The organism is Brevundimonas sp., from assembly GCF_046299595.1.
Taxonomy (GTDB): domain Bacteria; phylum Pseudomonadota; class Alphaproteobacteria; order Caulobacterales; family Caulobacteraceae; genus Brevundimonas.
This window is the reverse complement of the sequence record NZ_JBKBHQ010000001.1, coordinates 173681-191586: the sequence shown is the minus strand read 5'-3', so window position 1 is coordinate 191586 and position 17906 is coordinate 173681. Positions and strand designations below refer to the sequence as shown.

General features: G+C 66.3%; 21 protein-coding genes. 18 read left to right on the top strand and 3 right to left on the bottom strand.

Annotation, left to right across the window (positions count from 1 at the left end):
* Positions 1-58: 58 nt before the first annotated feature.
* Both ACK4E3_RS01010 and ACK4E3_RS01005 read left to right on the top strand, forming a co-directional pair.
* Positions 59-532, top strand: a complete 474-nt coding sequence (locus tag ACK4E3_RS01010; protein ID WP_409695044.1) for a flavin reductase family protein — start codon at positions 59-61, stop codon at positions 530-532.
* Entirely contained in the window at positions 532-1389 is an 858-nt protein-coding gene (locus tag ACK4E3_RS01005) for an NAD(P)-dependent oxidoreductase (protein WP_409695041.1), read from the top strand. Before ACK4E3_RS01010 ends, ACK4E3_RS01005 begins: the two co-directional genes overlap by 1 nt.
* Here the strand turns inward: ACK4E3_RS01005 and hemB are convergent.
* Positions 1386-2384, bottom strand: coding sequence for a porphobilinogen synthase (gene hemB / locus ACK4E3_RS01000; RefSeq protein WP_409695038.1), 999 nt, complete (start codon positions 2382-2384; stop codon positions 1386-1388). The two genes, ACK4E3_RS01005 and hemB, sit on opposite strands and share 4 nt — an antisense overlap.
* 19 nt (positions 2385-2403) lie before the next feature.
* Positions 2404-2823 (bottom strand): hypothetical protein, encoded by a 420-nt coding sequence (locus ACK4E3_RS00995; protein ID WP_409695035.1) that lies wholly within the window; start codon positions 2821-2823, stop codon positions 2404-2406.
* A 217-nt stretch (positions 2824-3040) separates the two neighbouring features.
* On the opposite strand from ACK4E3_RS00995, the gene ACK4E3_RS00990 reads away from it, so the two are divergent.
* From ACK4E3_RS00990 to ACK4E3_RS00915, 16 genes are all read left to right on the top strand, one after another.
* Positions 3041-4180 carry an acyl-CoA dehydrogenase family protein gene (locus ACK4E3_RS00990; protein ID WP_409695032.1) on the top strand — a complete coding sequence of 380 codons (1140 nt, stop codon included), beginning with the start codon at positions 3041-3043 and terminating at the stop codon, positions 4178-4180.
* Between the two features lie 26 nt (positions 4181-4206).
* Positions 4207-4602, top strand: coding sequence for a hypothetical protein (locus tag ACK4E3_RS00985; protein WP_409695029.1), 396 nt, complete (start codon positions 4207-4209; stop codon positions 4600-4602).
* Between the two features lie 58 nt (positions 4603-4660).
* Positions 4661-5707: an enoyl-CoA hydratase/isomerase family protein gene (locus tag ACK4E3_RS00980; protein ID WP_409695026.1), complete on the top strand. Its 1047-nt coding sequence runs from the start codon at positions 4661-4663 to the stop codon at positions 5705-5707.
* Between the two features lie 84 nt (positions 5708-5791).
* The gene (mmsB, locus tag ACK4E3_RS00975) at positions 5792-6694 is read left to right on the top strand and encodes a 3-hydroxyisobutyrate dehydrogenase (protein WP_409695023.1); all 903 of its coding nucleotides are present in this window, start codon (positions 5792-5794) and stop codon (positions 6692-6694) included.
* 128 nt (positions 6695-6822) lie between these two features.
* Positions 6823-8049, top strand: a complete 1227-nt coding sequence (gene hemA / locus ACK4E3_RS00970; protein ID WP_409695020.1) for a 5-aminolevulinate synthase — start codon at positions 6823-6825, stop codon at positions 8047-8049.
* A 15-nt stretch (positions 8050-8064) separates the two neighbouring features.
* Positions 8065-8256: a DUF6898 family protein gene (locus ACK4E3_RS00965; protein WP_409695017.1), complete on the top strand. Its 192-nt coding sequence runs from the start codon at positions 8065-8067 to the stop codon at positions 8254-8256.
* A gap of 89 nt (positions 8257-8345) precedes the next feature.
* Positions 8346-9650 carry a serine hydroxymethyltransferase gene (gene glyA, locus ACK4E3_RS00960; protein WP_409695014.1) on the top strand — a complete coding sequence of 435 codons (1305 nt, stop codon included), beginning with the start codon at positions 8346-8348 and terminating at the stop codon, positions 9648-9650.
* An 11-nt stretch (positions 9651-9661) separates the two neighbouring features.
* Entirely contained in the window at positions 9662-10132 is a 471-nt protein-coding gene (gene nrdR, locus ACK4E3_RS00955; protein ID WP_409695011.1) for a transcriptional regulator NrdR, read from the top strand.
* Positions 10129-10782: a RibD family protein gene (locus tag ACK4E3_RS00950; RefSeq protein ID WP_409695008.1), complete on the top strand. Its 654-nt coding sequence runs from the start codon at positions 10129-10131 to the stop codon at positions 10780-10782. Before nrdR ends, ACK4E3_RS00950 begins: the two co-directional genes overlap by 4 nt.
* A gap of 1 nt (position 10783) precedes the next feature.
* Positions 10784-11401, top strand: coding sequence for a riboflavin synthase (locus ACK4E3_RS00945; RefSeq protein WP_409695005.1), 618 nt, complete (start codon positions 10784-10786; stop codon positions 11399-11401).
* On the top strand, positions 11401-12537 hold the full coding sequence (ribB, locus tag ACK4E3_RS00940) for a 3,4-dihydroxy-2-butanone-4-phosphate synthase (RefSeq protein ID WP_409700984.1): 1137 nt from the start codon (positions 11401-11403) through the stop codon (positions 12535-12537). Before ACK4E3_RS00945 ends, ribB begins: the two co-directional genes overlap by 1 nt.
* On the top strand, positions 12534-12992 hold the full coding sequence (gene ribH / locus ACK4E3_RS00935) for a 6,7-dimethyl-8-ribityllumazine synthase (RefSeq protein WP_409695003.1): 459 nt from the start codon (positions 12534-12536) through the stop codon (positions 12990-12992). Before ribB ends, ribH begins: the two co-directional genes overlap by 4 nt.
* Entirely contained in the window at positions 12989-13504 is a 516-nt protein-coding gene (gene nusB, locus ACK4E3_RS00930) for a transcription antitermination factor NusB (protein ID WP_409695000.1), read from the top strand. Before ribH ends, nusB begins: the two co-directional genes overlap by 4 nt.
* Positions 13488-14486 (top strand): thiamine-phosphate kinase, encoded by a 999-nt coding sequence (gene thiL / locus ACK4E3_RS00925; protein ID WP_409694998.1) that lies wholly within the window; start codon positions 13488-13490, stop codon positions 14484-14486. Before nusB ends, thiL begins: the two co-directional genes overlap by 17 nt.
* A gap of 58 nt (positions 14487-14544) precedes the next feature.
* Entirely contained in the window at positions 14545-14970 is a 426-nt protein-coding gene (locus tag ACK4E3_RS00920) for a hypothetical protein (protein ID WP_409694995.1), read from the top strand.
* A gap of 179 nt (positions 14971-15149) precedes the next feature.
* Complete coding sequence (locus ACK4E3_RS00915) at positions 15150-17282, top strand: sodium-translocating pyrophosphatase (RefSeq protein WP_409694992.1); 2133 nt, start codon at positions 15150-15152, stop codon at positions 17280-17282.
* Positions 17283-17397: 115 nt separating this feature from the next.
* Here ACK4E3_RS00915 and ACK4E3_RS00910 read toward each other — a convergent pair whose 3' ends face one another.
* Positions 17398-17886, bottom strand: coding sequence for an outer membrane protein assembly factor BamE (locus ACK4E3_RS00910; RefSeq protein WP_409694989.1), 489 nt, complete (start codon positions 17884-17886; stop codon positions 17398-17400).
* Positions 17887-17906 lie beyond the last annotated feature (20 nt).

Sequence of the window (17906 nt, the reverse complement as noted above, 5' to 3'; positions counted from 1 at the left end):
GCGGGACATTGCCTTGACGACAACCCCACGGCCCATATCAGGAGCGGCGTATGGCGGGATGGACCCGGCGGCCTATCGCCGGGCGCTGGGCGGCTTTGCCACGGGCGTCTGCGTGGTGACGGCCCACACGCCGCAGGGCGCACTGGGCATCACGGTCAACTCGTTCACCTCGGTTTCGCTGGAGCCACCTCTGGTGCTGTGGTGCCTCGACGAGAACTCGGAGCGGTGGCGGGCCTTCGCGGGTGTTGAGCGTTTCGCCATTCATGTGCTCGCAGCCGAGGACCGGGCCATGTCCGATCGCTTCGCCTGGGGCGTCTGCGCCCTGTCTGACGAAGAGTTCGACCGCCACAGCGAGGAGCCGCCGCGCCTGCGCAGCGCGCTCGTGCGCCTCGACTGCACCACCCATCAGCGCATCGAGATGGGCGATCACATGGTCATTGTCGGAGCCGTCCGGGCCTTCGAATCGCGCGAAGGTGACGCGCTGACATTTTATCGCGGCCGCTATGGCCGGATCGGCACGGAGGGCAGCTGATGAGGATCGGCTATGTCGGACTGGGCGTCATGGGCGCGCCCATGGCCAGCCATCTGGTGCGTGCAGGCCACGAGGTGAGGGGCTTCAATCGCACCTTCGCGAAGGCGCAACAGTGGTCCGAGGCCAACGGCGGTGCGGTGGCGGCTACCATCAGGGAGGCTGCTGACGGCGCGGAGTTTCTTGTCTTGTGTGTCGGCAACGACGACGACGTTCGCGCGGTCGTGCACGAAGCACAGCCAGTACTGAGCGATGACGCCATTGTCGTGGATCACACCACCACCTCGGCCACGCTGGCGCGAGAGATGGCCGACCTGTTGTCGCCGGGCGGGCGTCATTTCATCGACGCCCCCGTCTCGGGAGGGCAGGCGGGGGCCGAGAACGGCACGCTCAGCGTGATGGCAGGCGGCGACGAGACCGCCTTTGCGCGCGCCGAGGCGGTCATGGCAGCCTATGCGAAGGCGATGCGTCTGATGGGTCCGGCGGGCTCAGGCCAGCTCACCAAGATGGTGAACCAGATCTGCATTGCGGGCGTGGTTCAGGGGCTGGCAGAGGCCCTGCATTTCGCGCGGCGCGCCGGGCTCGACGAGACGAGCGTCTATGAGGCCATCTCCAGGGGCGCGGCCCAGTCCTGGCAGATGGACAACCGCTGGGCCAGCATGAGCCGGGGCGAGTTCGACTTCGGCTTTGCCGTGGACTGGATGCGCAAGGATCTTGGTCTGGTTCTGGACGAGGCGCGCACCAACGGCAGCCATCTGGCCCTGACCGCCCTGGTCGACCAGTTCTATTCCGAGGTTCAGGCCATGGGCGGCAATCGCTGGGATACTTCCAGCCTCGCCGCGCGCCTCACCGGGCGCTAGGCCCCGAGCAGGCGACAGGCCCTAGGCGCGAAATAAGACACGATGCCCGCGCAGCCCGCGCGCCGGAACGCCATGAGCGTCTCGATCACGGCCCGGTCCTCGTCCAGCCAGCCGTTGGCGGCCGCAGCTTTCAGCATCGCATACTCGCCCGACACCTGATAGGCGAAGACCGGAACTTCAAAACGCTCTGCAACGCGCTGGATTATATCGAGATAAGCCAGTCCTGGCTTGACCATCACCGCGTCTGCACCCTCACCGATGTCGAGCGCCACCTCGCGCAGGGCTTCATCGCTGTTGGCGGGGTCCATCTGATAGGTCTTCTTGTCGCCGCTGAGTGCGCGCGCTGAGCCCACCGCATCGCGATAGGGGCCGTAGAAGCACGATGCGTACTTGGCCGCATAGGACAGGATCATCACGTCCCTGTGGCCCTCGCTCTCGAGCGCATCGCGGATGGCGCCCACGCGCCCGTCCATCATGTCCGAAGGCGCAATGATGTCGGCCCCGGCCTCGGCCTGAACCAGAGCCTGCTCGCACAGGCGCGCCACGGTCTCATCATTCAGTATGACACCCTCGCGCAGCAGCCCGTCGTGCCCGTGATCCGTGTAGCAGTCCAGCGCCACGTCGCACATCACGCCCAGATCGGGTGCGGCATCCTTGATCGCCTTGATGCAGTCCGGGATCAGCCCGGAAGGATCGGTGGCACCCGAGCCTTGGGCATCCTTCACCCGAGGGCTGACATGGGGAAACAGGGCGACAGCGGGCAGGCCCATGGCCACGGCCTCACGCGCTGCTTCGGCACAGGCGCGCACCGACAGGCGCTCGACGCCGGGCATGGAGGGCACGGGCTCGCGCGCCTCGTCCCCGTCATGCACGATCAGGGGCCAGATCAGATCGGCAGGCGACAGCGTGGTCTCGGCCACCAGGCGGCGGCGCCAGGGACTGGCGCGCAGGCGTCTCGGACGGCTGTAGGGATAGGGGGCAGGAGGCAGGCTCATGAGGCTGTCGAGGCTCGGCTCAGCTGGCCGCGCGGCCGAAACCGCGTCCGGCGTTCAGCCTCAGTATGCCCACCACGACATTCACGATCAGCCACAGGGTTGCCATACCATAGCAGGTGGCAAAGGCGATGAGCCCGACCAGCGAGGCGGCGGGCAAGCGCGGCGAGACGTCCATGGCCACCGCTTCCCACGGATCGGCCGGCGTGGCGGACAGCAGCGAGAAGAGGTTTTCGTAAACGAGAAAGCCCACGGCCACCATCAGTCCTGCGGCCGCCAGGACGGAAAGGAAAAAGGCGATCCAGAAGGCGAATATCTGATGGCGATAGTGGCTCGCCACGACCGGCTCGGCCTCGGGCTTGCGCACATAGGCGATCACCACGGCGATCAGGGCGGTCAGGCCGAACACGAAGGGCGAGGCGAACAGAAGCGCATAGGTCACGAAAGCGAGATTGCGATCATCACTCGACGCAGAGGGCGGGCGTCCACTAAAAGCCGTTTCCGTCATCGTGGGTCTGTCTCCTGCGCCAGAAAGCGCGCTATGAGCGGCTGACGATGCGCCCATCGGGCTCATAGCTCAACCGTGCAGGTGGTTAAAACTGCCGACGGCCAGATACAAGACCGGGGACGACCCCGCACGTCACAACGGGATTTCGCTCATGGATTTCGCCCTAACCGAGGACCAGCGCGCTATTGCCGACATGGCAAGGGCCTTTGCCGACAGCGAGCTTGCACCCCATTCCGCGCGCTGGGACGAGGAGAAACATTTTCCCGTCGATGTGATGCGCAAGGCCGCCGAGCTGGGTTTTGCCGCCATCTACACCGGCGAGGAGCACGGCGGGACGGGTCTGGGCCGGGTCGAGTCGGCCATCATCTTCGAGGAGCTTTCGCGCGGCGACGTCTCTGTGGCGGCCTTCATCTCGATCCACAACATGGCGTGCTGGATGATCGACAGTTTCGGCTCGGACGAGCTGCGCGCGCGCTATGTGCCTGCACTGGTGGGCATGGACAAGATCGCCAGCTACTGCCTGACCGAGCCGGGCTCGGGCTCCGACGCCGCCGCCCTGCGCACCACAGCGCGGCGCGAGGGCGAGCACTATGTCCTCAACGGCTCCAAGGCGTTCATCTCGGGGGCGGGCACGTCTGACGTCTATGTCGTGATGGCGCGCACGGGCGAGGACGGGCCGCGAGGCATCTCCACCTTCGTCGTCGACAAGGACACGCCGGGCCTCGGCTTCGGGGCCCAGGAAAAAAAGATGGGCTGGAACGCCCAGCCGACCGCCATCGTCAGCTTCGATGACTGCCGCGTGCCGGCCCGAAACCTGCTGGGCAAGGAAGGCGACGGCTTCCGCTATGCCATGATGGGGCTGGATGGCGGGCGGCTGAACATCGCCGCCTGCTCGCTGGGCGGGGCGCGCCTGGCGCTGGAGACGGCCCAGAGCTATGCGGCCACGCGCAAGCAGTTCGGCAAGTCGCTCGATGCCTTCCAGAACACCCAGTTCAAGCTGGCGGACATGGCTACGGCGCTGGATGCGGCACGCCTGATGGTACTGCGCGGGGCCTGGGCCATCGACACGCGCCACCCCGACAAGACCAAGTGGTGCGCCATGGCCAAGCGCATGGCTACCGATGCCTGTTTCGAGATCGCCGATGACGCGCTTCAGATCCACGGTGGCTATGGCTATCTGAAGGACTATCCGCTGGAGCGCATCGTGCGCGACCTGCGCGTGCACCGCATTCTGGAAGGCACCAACGAGATCATGCGCGTCATCACCGCGCGGGAGATGATGAGGCAATGAACCACTCAAGCCGAACGACAGCTGCTATGGCCCTTGTCGCGGGTCTGATCGCTGCGACTCCCCTTGCCGCACAAGACATGCCCGAGCCTGCCGAGGCCGGGCAGGATGAGGGGCCCGCGCATCATATGCGGGTCAACTGGGCGTATCTGCCTATCGCGCAGATGCCGTCGGCAGACTTCACTCAGGTCAGGATAAGCTGTGTGATCGCGCCGCAAGACCAGGTCCGGAACTGTCGTCTGATCCGTCAGCTGCCCGAGCGCTCCCGCTTCGGCCAAAACCTGGTGCGCCGCATGCACCTCGCGCGCCTTGAACCTGGCTTCGGGCGGCCGGGCGATACGATCACATTTGACCTGTGGCTCTGTGGGCCGACTGCTGCGGCCACGTTGAACTGCAGACCCGAGCTATGGCCGCACGATCAGTAAGTGCCTCAGCGCCCGGTGCGGGCGCTCTTGCATGAAAACAGTATCGATGGAGCGTTCTGTGAGCGAAGCCGAAATCCTCACCCGTGTCGAGAATGGCATGGGTGTCATCACCCTGAACCGCCCCAAGGCCCTGCACGCGCTCAACAAGGCCATGTGCGAGGCCATGATCGAGACCCTGCGAAGCTGGCGCGATGATCCCGCGGTCGGCTCGGTGCTGATCGACCATGCGGGCGAGCGCGGCTTCTGCGCCGGGGGCGACATTCGCATGATCGCCGAGAGCGGTGCGGGCGATGCAGTGGAAGCCAGGGCGTTTTTTCACACCGAGTATCGCCTCAACCAACTGCTGTTCGACTATCCCAAGCCGGTCATCGCCGTGGTGGATGGCATCGTCATGGGCGGAGGTGTCGGCATCTCGGAGCCGGCCGCGATCCGCATCGCCACGGAGCGCACCACCTATGCCATGCCCGAGACCGGCATCGGCCTGTTCCCTGATGTGGGAGGAAGCTGGTTCCTACCGCGCCTGCCGGGCCAGAGCGGCACCTGGCTGGCCCTGACGGGAGCACGGCTGAAGGCGGCAGACACAGTGGCGCTGGGCATCCATACCCACTTCGTTCCTGTCGAGAAGATCGAGGCCATTAAGGCGGCGCTGCTTGCGGGCGAGGCCCCTGCAGAAGATGTCCTTGCCGAACTGGCGGCTGATCCCGGCCCTGCACCGGTCAGCGAGCATCTCGAGGCCATCGACCGCCTGTTCGGCCATGACAGCATCGAGGCGATCTTCTCGGCGCTGGACGATGAAGGCACCGAGTGGGCCGCGGCGCAGCTTGCTATCTTGCGTGCCAAGTCACCCCAGTCCCTGAAGGTCACACTGCGCCAGCTTCGCGAGGGCGCGCGCATGGCCAGCTTTGCCGAAGCCATGGCCATGGAATACCGACTGGGCGGGCGCATCGTTGGCACCCATGACTTTCAGGAAGGCGTGCGCGCCGTGATCATCGACAAGGACAACGCGCCGCGCTGGTCGCCAGCGCGCATCGAGGACGTCAGTGACGAGACCATCGCGGCCCTCTTTGCGCCGCTGCCCGCGGGCGAGGAATGGACCCCGCTGTGACACAAGGCTGATCGCGTGCTGGCATCGGCACGCCATTGGGTCTAATCCAGCGCCCTGACAGAACAAACACCGGGAGACGACGCCATGAAGATCGCCTTCATTGGACTGGGCAACATGGGCAGCGGCATGGCCGCCAATCAGGCGCGCGCCGGTCGCGAGGTCATCGCATTCGACCTGTCGAGAGAGGCTCTCGACAGGGCGGTGGAGGCGGGCTGTCTGGCCGCAGGATCGGTCAGCGAGGCGGTAGCAGACGCCGATGCCGTGATCACCATGCTGCCGGCCGGTCCCCACGTGCTGAAAGTCTATACCGATCAGGTTCTGGGCCATGCACGCACGGATGCCCTGCTGATCGACTGCTCCACCATCGATGTCGAGACGGCCCGCAAGGTGGCGGGTCTTGCGGCCAACGAGGGCTACAGCTTTGCCGACGCACCGGTGTCCGGCGGGACGGCAGCGGCGGATGCAGGCACCCTGGCTTTCATGGTCGGCTGTGACGAGGACGCCTTCAGCAGGATCGAAACCGTGCTTGAGCCCATGTCGCGCGCCACCATCCGCGCGGGCGGTCACGGGGCGGGGCAGGCGGCCAAGATCTGCAACAACATGCTGCTGGGCATCAGCATGATCGGCACCTGCGAGGCCATCGCCCTGGCCGAGCGGCTGGGGCTTGAGCCCGAGCGCTTCTTCGAGATCGCCTCCAAGTCTTCGGGCCAGTGCTGGAGCGTGACCAGCTATTATCCCTGGCCCGGACCGGTGCCTGCGGCCCCGTCCAATCGCGGCTATGAGGGTGGTTTTGCCACGGCCATGATGCTCAAGGATCTGAAGCTGGCGCAGGACGCTGCGGCCAAGGCCGGAGCCACCACCCCTCTGGGGGCCCAGGCCGAAGCCACCTATGCCCTGTTCGACCGGCTGGGCTATGGCGGCAAGGACTTCTCGGCCGTGCTGCAACTGCTGCGCGGGCGCCTGGCCGAGATCGGTCAGCAGGACTGAGTCCCTGTTGAGAACCGTTATCAATTAAGGCTTTGCGGCGTTTTGTCCCGTCCGCGGCATGGACGCAGCCAAAGCGAATATGCGAAAAAGCCCGTCATCTGTGCCGCAACGCACCGGAAGGTCTTTCCTTGTTCGATTATCAGTCCGCATTTGAATCCGCCGTCGAGCGCGTGAGGGGGGAGGGGCGCTATCGCGTCTTTGCCGACCTCAAGCGTGTGCGCGGTGCGTTCCCGCGGGCCGTGCGCCGCCGCCCTGACGGCAGCGAGCAGGACGTGGTGGTGTGGTGCTCGAACGACTACCTCGGCATGGGGCAGAACCCCGTGGTGCTGGACGCCATGCAGCAGGCCATCGCCGAGGCCGGCGCCGGAGCAGGGGGCACGCGCAACATCTCGGGCACGACGCGCTGGCACGTCGATCTGGAAGCCGAACTGGCCGACTGGCACGGCAAGGCGGCGGCGCTCCTGTTCACATCGGGCTATGTGGCCAATGAGGCGACGCTCTCGACGCTGCAACGCCTGCTGCCCGGCCTGATCGTCTTTTCCGACTCCCTCAATCACGCCTCGATGATCGCGGGCATCCGCCACGGTGGCTGTGAGCGGCACATCTTTGCCCACAACGATCTTGAGCATCTCGAAAACCTGCTGAAGGCCGCGCCCGCCGACGCGCCCAAGCTGATCGCCTTCGAGAGCGTCTATTCCATGGACGGCGACATCGCCGATCTGGCCGGAACCGTGGCTCTGGCCCGGAAGTACGGCGCCCTGACCTATCTCGATGAGGTTCACGCCGTCGGCCTCTATGGCGATCGGGGCGCGGGCATCGCCGAGCGCGAGGGCCTGATGGAGGAGATCGACATCATCGAGGGCACGCTGGGCAAGGCCATAGGCGTCATGGGCGGCTACATCGCCGGCAGCGCTGCCCTGGTGGATGCGATCCGCCTGTGGGCGCCAGGCTTCATCTTCACCACGGCCCTGCCGCCCGCCCTGACCGCAGGCGCGCTTGCCTCCGTCCGTTACCTGAAACAGGCCCGCAACCTGCGCCTCGACCATCAGGCGCGGGCCGCAGAGCTGAAGGCGCGTCTCATGAGCCAGGGCATCCCGGTCATGCCTTCGGTCAGCCACATCGTGCCGGTGCTGGTCGGCGATCCCGTCCACTGCAAGATGGTCTCGGACCTGCTGCTGGACGAGCACGGTATCTACGTCCAGCCCATCAATTATCCGACCGTGCCCAAGGGCACCGAGCGCCTGCGCTTCACGCCCTCGCCCGACCATGACGACGGCATGATGGAAGCCCTCGTCACGGCCATGGACCGCCTGTGGACGCACTGCAACGTGGCGCGTCGTCCGGCAGCGGCCTGAGCCAGAACTCCGGCCATGACACGCCAGATGGCGGAGGGGCTGGGCGAGATCATCATCGAGCTGAGCCGTAACGGCCCCTTTCTCAAATGCGCCGTGGTCCATGTTGCCACGGGCACCGAAGCGACGGCCATCGGGCCGGTGAGCCAGCGCGCCTCGCTGGAGCGCATCGCGCTTTCCAAGCTGCGACGACAGCTCGCAGGCCTCTGAAGCGCAAGACCCGCTGACCCACAAGATATTGTGGCCAATCCGCGCGGGGTCTAGAAAGGTCTGTGTTTCACACCCAGCCGGACAGCGCCGTGACGACAGCAACGCTCGACACCCCCTTCACCCATGCGGATTTCTTTCAGGCCACGCTGGCCGAAAGCGACCCGGACGTTGCCGCCGGCATCGCGGGCGAACTGAAGCGCCAGAGCGAGCAGATCGAGCTGATCGCGTCGGAGAACATCGTCTCGCGCGCGGTGTTGCAGGCCCAGGGTTCGGTGCTGACCAACAAGTACGCCGAGGGTTATCCGGGCCGTCGCTACTATGGCGGCTGCGAATATGTCGACATCACCGAAGACCTGGCAAGAAATCGCGCCAAGGCCCTGTTCGGATGCGCCTTTGCCAATGTGCAGCCGCACTCTGGCGCTCAGGCGAACCAGGCCGTCTTCATGACCCTGCTCAAGCCCGGCGACACTTTTCTGGGCATGGATCTGGCCTGTGGCGGGCACCTTACGCACGGCAGTCCCGCCAACCAGTCCGGCAAGTGGTTCCGGCCCGTCACCTATCAGGTGCGCCGCGATACCTGCCTGATCGACTATGACCATGTGGCCGAGATGGCCGAGCGCGAGCGCCCCAAGCTGATCCTTGCCGGGGCTTCGGCCTACAGCCGCCACATCGATTTCAAGCGTTTCCGCGAGATCGCGGACTCGGTCGGCGCCTATCTGATGGTGGACATGGCCCACTACGCGGGTCTGATCGCGGGCGGCGTCTATCCCGACCCTCTGCCCCACGCCCATGTGGTGACGACCACCACCCACAAGACCCTGCGCGGCCCGCGCGGCGGCATGATCCTGTCGAACGACGAGGAGCTGGGCAAGAAGATCAACTCTGCGGTGTTTCCGGGCCTTCAGGGCGGGCCGCTCGAGCACGTGATCGCGGCCAAGGCCGTGGCCTTCGGCGAGGCGCTCAAGCCCGAGTTCCGCCTCTATGCCCAGCAGGTGATCGACAACGCCCGCGCTCTGGCTGCGGTGTTGCAGGAGCGCGGCCTCGACATCGTGTCGGGCGGCACCGACAGCCACCTGATGCTGGTGGACCTGCGGCCCAAGGGCGTGACCGGCAAGGCCACCGAGGCGGCTCTGGAGCATGCCCTGATGACCTGCAACAAGAACGGCGTTCCCTTTGATGAGGCCCCTTTCACCATCACCAGCGGCGTGCGCCTCGGAACCCCTGCGGCCACCACGCGCGGCTTCGGCGTGGCCGAGTTCCGCCGCGTCGGCGAAATGATCGCCGACATCATCGACAGCATGAGGGGCGAGGCCGAGGCCGATCCCGAGGTCAGCGCCCGCGTGGCCGATGAGGTGCGGGCCCTGACGGCGCGCTTTCCCATCTATCCGGCCTGAGGACACACGCGATGAAGTGCCCGTTCTGTGGCAATGCCGACACCCAGGTCAAGGACAGCCGCCCCTCCGATGACGGGGCAGCGATCCGGCGGCGGCGCTTGTGCGCGGCGTGCGGCGGGCGCTTCACGACCTTCGAGCGGGTACAGCTGCGCGAACTGACCATCCTCAAGCGGAACGGACGGCGCACACCCTTCGACCGCGACAAGCTTGAACGCTCGCTCAATGTCGCGCTCCGCAAAAGACCGGTGCAGCCCGACCAGATCGAGCAGCTTGTCAGCCGCATCACCCGCCAGCTCGAAAGCCTGGGCGAGACGGAAATCCCTTCGCACGTCGTGGGAGATTTCATCATGAAGGCGTTGAAATCGGTCGATGAAGTGGCCTATGTCCGCTACGCATCCGTTTACAAGGACTTCCGCAAGACGAGCGACTTCGCCCAGTTTCTTGGCGACGAGGGCCTGAGCGATCCCGATCCGCGGGGATGAACGCGCTCACGATCACGCTCAAGCTGGCCACATCCCTCGACGGCCGGATCGCCACGGCGCGGGGCGAAAGCCAGTGGATCACCGGCGAGGCGGCGCGCGAACAGGGCCATCGCCTGCGCGCCGAGCACGACGCCATTATGGTCGGCGTGGGCACGGTTCTGGCGGACGATCCGCGCCTCGATTGCCGCCTGCCCGGATACAGTGGCCCGCAACCTCTGCGTATCGTCATGGACAGCGCGCTTCGCACGCCGCCCGGCGCTCGCCTGCTGGGTCCGGGCAGCCTGATCCTGACGACCTCTGCCGGACCGGCTCATCATCTTGATGCTGAGGTCGTGAAGGTTCCCGCCGACCCTTCGGGCCGCGTCGATGCGCAAGCGGTCGCACGCCATCTCTCCGGGCGCGGACTCAAGCGCCTTCTTATCGAGGGGGGAGGGGCCGTGGCGGCCTCGTTCCTGCGGGCCGGGCTTATTGATCGCATCGAGTGGTTCCGCGCGCCTGTGGTGATCGGCGAGGAAGGTCTCGCGGGCATCGGTGCGCTGGCGGTCAGTGCACTGGGCGATGCGCCGCGCTTCGACAGACTTGACGTTCAGCCCCTCGGCCCCGACCTGTGGGAGCGATACGAACGCGCCGCATCGAAAGGCCGCGCCTGAAATGTTCACGGGCATCATCACCGATCTGGGCCGCATCCGCAGCGTCGAGCCAGACAGCCAAGCGCTGCGCCTCGAGATCGAGACACGCTTTGACCTGTCCACAGTCGATATCGGTGCCTCCATTGCCCACGACGGCGTTTGCCTGACGGTCGTCTCCAAGGGGGCTGACCATTACGCGGTCGAAGTGTCGCGTGAGACGCTGGACCTGACCACGCTGGGGGAGTGGCGGCCTGACCGCCGCGTCAATCTGGAGCGCGCCCTGAAGGCCGGCGACGAGCTGGGCGGACATATCGTCTCGGGCCATGTCGATGGTGTCGGAACGCTGGTCTCCGCCAGCTCCGAGGACGGATCGCTGCGCCTGATCATAGAAGCGCCTGTGCCTCTGCACCGCTATATCGCCCGCAAGGGCTCCATCGCCATCGACGGCGTGTCATTGACGGTCAACACGGTCGAGGACCGCTGCCTTGGCGTGAATATCATCCCCCACACGCGCACGGCGACGACACTGGGAGAAAAGCGGCCCGGCGACCGGCTCAATCTGGAAATCGACATGCTGGCGCGCTACCTCGCGCGCTGGCATGAGACAGAGCCCGCCGCGCGCGCGGCTCAGGAGACATGATGATTACCCCCGCCGCCAACCGCAACGACAGTCCGATAAGTCCCATCGAGGACATCATCGAGGATGCCCGCAACGGACGCCCCTACATCCTGGTCGATGCCGAGGACCGCGAGAACGAGGGTGACATCGTCATTCCCGCCCAGTTCGCCACGCCCGAACAGATCAACTTCATGGCCAAGCATGCACGCGGGCTGATCTGTCTGGCCATGTCCTCCGAGCGAGCGCGCCAGCTTCGCCTGCCGCCCATGGCCAGCGACAACCGCACCCGCATGGGCACGGCCTTCACCGTATCCATCGAGGCGAGGGAAGGGGTCACGACCGGCATCTCCGCCGCCGACCGCGCCCGCACCATCCAGGTGGCTGTCGATCCCAACCGCAGCGCCGACGATCTGGTCTCGCCCGGCCATGTCTTTCCGCTGGTGGCGCGCGATGGCGGCGTTCTGGTGCGCGCGGGCCATACAGAGGCGGCTGTCGACATCGCGCGCATGGCCGGTCTCAACCCCGCCGGGGTCATCTGCGAGATCATGAACGATGACGGCAGCATGGCGCGCCTGCCGGACCTCATCGGCTTTGCCCGGCTGCACGGCCTGAAGATCGGCACCATCGCCGATCTGATCGCCTATCGCCGCCGCACCGAGCGCCATGTCGAGCGGGTCATGGAAACCCCGTTCCAGAGCGTGCACGGCGGCGATTTTCGCCTCATGCTTTATCGCAACAGCATCGAGGGCGTGGAGCACGTGGCGCTGGTCCATGGCAAGATCGCGCCGGGCAAGCCCACCTTGGTGCGTATGCATCAGGTCGATTTCGCAGCGGACCTGCTTGGTCATGCCGAGGCGCGCCACGACTATGTGCCGCGCGCCATGCGCAGCCTGAGCGCGCATCCGGGCGCGGGCGTGATGGTGTTCCTGCGTGATCCCGAGTTGAAGGGCCTTGCCGAGCGGCTCAGCGGCGGCGACAAGCCCGCCAGCAGCGACCGGGCCATCAAGGCCTATGGTGTGGGCGCCCAGATCCTGCTGGACCTCGGCGTACGCGACATGATCGTCATGAGCACGACCCGTCCCAACCCGACTGCGCTGGAAGGCTATGGCCTGCGCATCGTCGGCTGGCGCGACATGGATGGAAAGGACGCTCAGTGACCGACCGACCCAGAATCCTGATCGTCGAGGGACGCTTCTACGACGATCTGGCTGAAGCCCTGCTGGCCGGTGCGCGGGACTATCTCGAGGTTCACGGCGCGCAGGTTGATGTGGTCACCGTGCCCGGCGCACTGGAAATCCCCGCGGCCATCGCCATGGCCGAGGAAGCCTCGCGCTCGCCCGCCGGTATCCACTACGACGGCTATGTGGCCCTGGGCTGCGTGATCCGTGGTGAGACCTACCATTTCGAGATCGTCTCCGATCAGTCCTCGGCCGGCCTGATGCAGCTGGCCACGCGCGGGCTGGCCATTGGCAACGGCATACTGACCGTCGAGGACGAGGATCAGGCCTGGGCGCGCGCGCGCGCCAGCGAAGGCGACAAGGGAGGGGGGGCTGCCCGTGCCTGTCTCGACCTGATAGCCTTGCGCCGTGTTTTCCGGGGAGCCCCCGCATGAGTGATCCGACCTCCATCCGCGCCGCGCTCGAACAGCTCGAGGCCAGCGGTGCGCCTGCCTCCCTGACCTCGGCCGAGCGGCGCGCGCGCACCGTCGCGCGACTGGCTGCCGTTCAGGCTCTCTACCAGATGGAGCTGGGCGGAGAGGGCGTCGAGACGGTCGTGCGCGAGTTCTCCGATCACCGCTTCGATACCGACATCGAGGGCGAGCCTCTGGCCCAGGCCGACGAAGCCTATTTCGCCCAGATCGTTCGCGGCGTCGTCGATCAGAGAAAGGCGCTGGATCAGGCCATAGCCGCGCGTCTGGCCGAGGGCTGGAAGCTGGAGCGCATCGACGCAACTATGCGCGCCCTGCTGCGCTCGGCGAGCTGGGAGCTGGCCCATCGGCGCGACGTTCCCACCGAGGTGGTGATCGACGAATATGTCGAGCTGGCCAAGGCGTTCTTCGATGTGGCCGAGGCCCGGTTCGTCAACGCCGCACTGGACGGTATCGCGCGTGACCAGAGGGCTTGAGAGCGCGGACGAGTTCGAGACCATAGCCCGGCTGTTCCGCCCCCTGGCCGAGCACGAGGCCGCCCTGTCGCTCATGGACGATGCCGCGTGCCTTAGCCCCCCTTCGGGGCATGATCTGGTTCTGACCAAGGACACCATCGTCGAGGGCGTGCACTTCCTGCCCGAAGACCCCCTCGACCTGGTGGCGCGCAAGCTGCTGAGGGTCAATCTGTCCGATCTGGCCGCCAAGGGAGCCATGCCCTTCGGCTATCTGCTGTCGACGGCGTGGCGCGAAAGCTCGGGCTGGCGCGAGCGTGAAGCCTTCTCGGCCGGACTTCGCGAGGACCAGAGTCGATACGGCCTGACCCTGCTGGGGGGCGACACGGTCGTAACCCCCGGACCATATGTCTTTTCCGCCACCCTGATCGGACTGGTCAGAATCGGGCGCATGGTGCGCCGCTCGGGCGCGAGGCCCGGCGATCTCGTGCTGGTCACCGACACCATAGGCGATGGCTATCTGGGCCTGAAGGTCGCACAGCAGACCCTGTCGCTGGAGCCTGAGCGCGAGGCGGCCCTGCTGGAGCGCTATCGTATCCCTGAGCCGCGCTGCGACTTCATCGAGCCCTTGCAGGCCCATGCCAATGCTGCGGTCGATGTCTCCGATGGCCTGCTGGCCGATCTGGCCCACATCTGCAAGGCCAGCGGCACGGGTATGGAGATTGATCTTGCGCGCCTGCCCATGTCGCGCGCCGCACTCAGCTGGTTCGAGAACCGGGTCGATCCCGTCGATGCCGCCCTGACGCTGGCGACGGGTGGAGATGACTATCAGGTCGCGTTCACGGCCCATCCCGGCGCGCTTTCTGCTCTGGAGCTTGAGGCGCGGGAGCGGCGCCTGCGCCTGACTGTGCTGGGCGAAGTGACCGAATCCGGTCACCTGCAAGTCCGCTATGGCGACAGTCCCCTGACCCCCTCGCGGCTTGGCTGGCGTCACGGAGAGGACTGACGCTCGCGCGCCACGGCGAAAAAGGTTTCGCTAACGGGGCTCTGGCAGTGTGCAGGGCATGAACCGCCGCGCCGCCCTGATTCTCGCCGCTGTTGCCGCTTCTGCTTCTGCGGGCCGTGCCATGGCCGGTGGCGGTGACGAGGCACCCGCTGCCGCCACCGTCGAGTTGCAGCCCGTTGGCCTGCCGGTGCTGAGCGAGGGGCGCATCCGCAACTATGTGTTCGTGCACATCCGCCTGCATCTGGCGCCCGGAAAGGACCAGACCCAGGCGCGCAACCGCTCGGCCCACATCCGCGATGCCATTGTCAGGGCGGCGCACCGCGTGCCCTTTACCCTGCCCGACACCTGGCTCCTGCTCAGCGAGCCGCGCATCCGCGCCGCCGCAGAGGCTGCCGCGCGTGTCCACCTTGGCGAGGGCTTCGTCGTGCGCGCCGAAGTCACCAGCCAGACGCCGCGGCGGCGAACATCCATGCTCGGCACCTGATTATCCACAGCCCGCCCACTGACAGGTTGCGCAAGCCTTTGGCATTTGGCACTTTCCTGCCGCAATTCCCGGGGGGCGAACATGCGCCCGCTGCGCACGGGGGGACCGGAAGGCGGCACGCCTGTTCAGGCACCGCGCCAAGGGTCCGCGCGCATCACAAAACAAAGGGCTGAAACGCTATGAGTTCCTACCTATGGCTCGTCATCGGGGCCGGTGTGCTGGGGGTGCTGTATGGTGCCATCCAGACCGCCTCCCTGCTCAAGGCCGAAACCGGCAGCGACAGGATGCGCGAGATCGCTGCCGCCATCCAGGAAGGCGCATCCGCCTACCTTCGCCGCCAGTACACGACCATCGGCATCGTCGGGCTGGTGATTCTGGTGGCCGCCTGGCTGCTGATCGGCGGTTATGCCGCCGCCGGTTTCGTCATCGGTGCCGTGCTGTCGGGTGCAGCGGGCTATGCGGGGATGCTGATTTCGGTGCGCGCCAATGTGCGCACCACCCACGCCGCCTCGCTGGGTCTGGACAAGGGCCTGTCTCTGGCCTTCCGTTCGGGTGCGGTAACGGGCCTGTTTGTCGCCGGTGGCGCCCTGCTGGGCGTGGCAGGCTATTATGCCGTGCTGACCGAGGTGCTTGAGCTTGAGCGCACCAGCCGCGCCGTGATCGACGGCCTGGTCGCCCTCGGCTTCGGTGCCTCGCTGATCTCGATCTTCGCGCGCCTGGGTGGCGGCATCTTCACCAAGGGTGCCGACGTCGGCGGCGACATGGTCGGCAAGGTCGAGGCTGGCATCCCCGAGGACGATCCGCGCAACGCGGCCACCATCGCCGACAATGTGGGCGATAACGTCGGCGACTGCGCCGGCATGGCCGCCGACCTGTTCGAGACCTATGCCGTGACGACCGTGGCCACCATGGTTCTGGCCGCGATCTTCTTCCGCGAGACGCCGTTCGTGGACCTGATGATGCTGCTGCCGCTCGCCATCTGCGGGGTCTGCATCGTGACCTCGATCATCGGCACCTTCTTTGTGCGCCTCGGCAAGAGCCAGAACATCATGGGCGCGCTCTATCAGGGCCTGATCGTAACCGGGGTGCTCTCGGTGATCGGCCTCTATTTCCTGATCTCGATGCTGGTCGAGGGGCCGGTGACGGCGTTCAACGGTTCCGTCATCGAGCCCATGAACCTGTTCTGGTCCGGCGTGATCGGCCTTGCCGTGACCGCCGCCATCGTGGTGATCACCGAATACTACACCGGCACGGGCTTCCGCCCGGTCAAGTCGGTCGCCAAGGCTTCGGCCTCGGGCCACGGCACCAATGTGATCCAGGGTCTGGCCGTGTCGCTGGAATCGACGGCCCTGCCCGCCCTGACCATCATCCTCGGCATCGTCTCGACCTATCAGCTGGCCGGCCTGTTCGGCATCGCCATCGCCACCACCACCATGCTGGGCGTGGCGGGCATGATCGTGGCGCTGGACGCCTTCGGTCCCGTCACCGACAACGCCGGTGGCATTGCCGAGATGGCGGGCCTGCCTGCCGATGTGCGCGTGTCCACCGATGCGCTCGATGCCGTGGGCAACACCACCAAGGCCGTGACCAAGGGCTATGCCATCGGCTCGGCGGGCCTCGGCGCGCTGGTGCTGTTCGCCGCCTATACCGAAGACCTGCGCTACTTCTCCTCGAACCCGGAGAGCTATCCGTTCTTCGCGGGGCTGGGTGAAGTCGCCTTCGACCTGTCCAATCCCTATGTGGTGGTGGGCCTGCTGTTCGGCGGTCTGCTGCCCTTCCTGTTCGGGGGCATGTCGATGATGGCGGTCGGGCGCGCAGCCGAGGCCGTCGTGGCCGAGGTTCGCCGCCAGTTCCGCGAGATTCCCGGCATCATGGAGCACAAGGCCAAGCCCGAATACGGCAAGGCCGTGGACATCCTGACCCGCGCCGCGATCAAGGAGATGATCGTGCCGAGCCTGCTGCCAGTGCTCTCGCCCATCGTCCTGTTCGTTGCCATCATGCTGATCCAGCCGGACAAGGCCAATGCCTTTGCTGCGGTCGGCGCCATGCTGATGGGCGTGATCGTGACGGGCCTGTTCGTCGCCATCTCGATGACCTCGGGCGGCGGCGCGTGGGACAATGCCAAGAAGTACATCGAGGAAGGGGCCTATGGCGGCAAGGGTTCGGAGGCGCACAAGGCTTCCGTCACCGGCGACACCGTGGGCGATCCCTACAAGGACACGGCCGGCCCTGCCGTGAACCCGATGATCAAGATCACCAACATCGTCGCGCTTCTGCTGCTGGCGGTGCTGGCGAGCGGCCGGATCGTCTGATCCGTTCGCCTCGGGCAAACCAAAGACGCCCCGGAGAGCGATCTCCGGGGCGTTTTCCTGTGTTCAGAGAGCTGAGGCGCGCTGACTGTGTGCGCCAGTTCGGGTCCAGCCAGTATCAGTCCGGGCGGCGACGGCCCGGATCGTTTTCCTCGGTGTTAGGAAGCTGTCCGCGACCCACGTTGCCCAGCAGCTGTTCGAGAATGGTGAGCTGGCGACCGCGGGTCGGAGTCTCGCGGCTGTTCATGGCCACGCTCTGGCCGTCCTCCAGGCCCAGGACGCGCACGTCGCTGACCTGATCGCGCTCGTTGAAGTGGATGGCCACCACCTGACGCTGGGAGACCTGCGGGCGGTTGTAGGTGTACCGCTCGGTCGTCTGGCTGATGTAGTACCAGATGTCGTTGTCGAAGGTCGTGACCGTCGAGGGCGAGCCGAGGCGCGACAGCACCGTCTCGCGGGTGTCGGTGCCCGCGACGATGTCCGTGGGGCGCGCGTCGACGGGCTGAAAGCCATGGCGGCCAACGGTGGGCGCGCAGGCCGACAGTCCGGCCAGCAGTGCAGCACAAGCGGCTGCGCCGACGAGAAGCGAGGAGGGGGTGCGTTTCATGATGCCTGCCCGAAAACTCA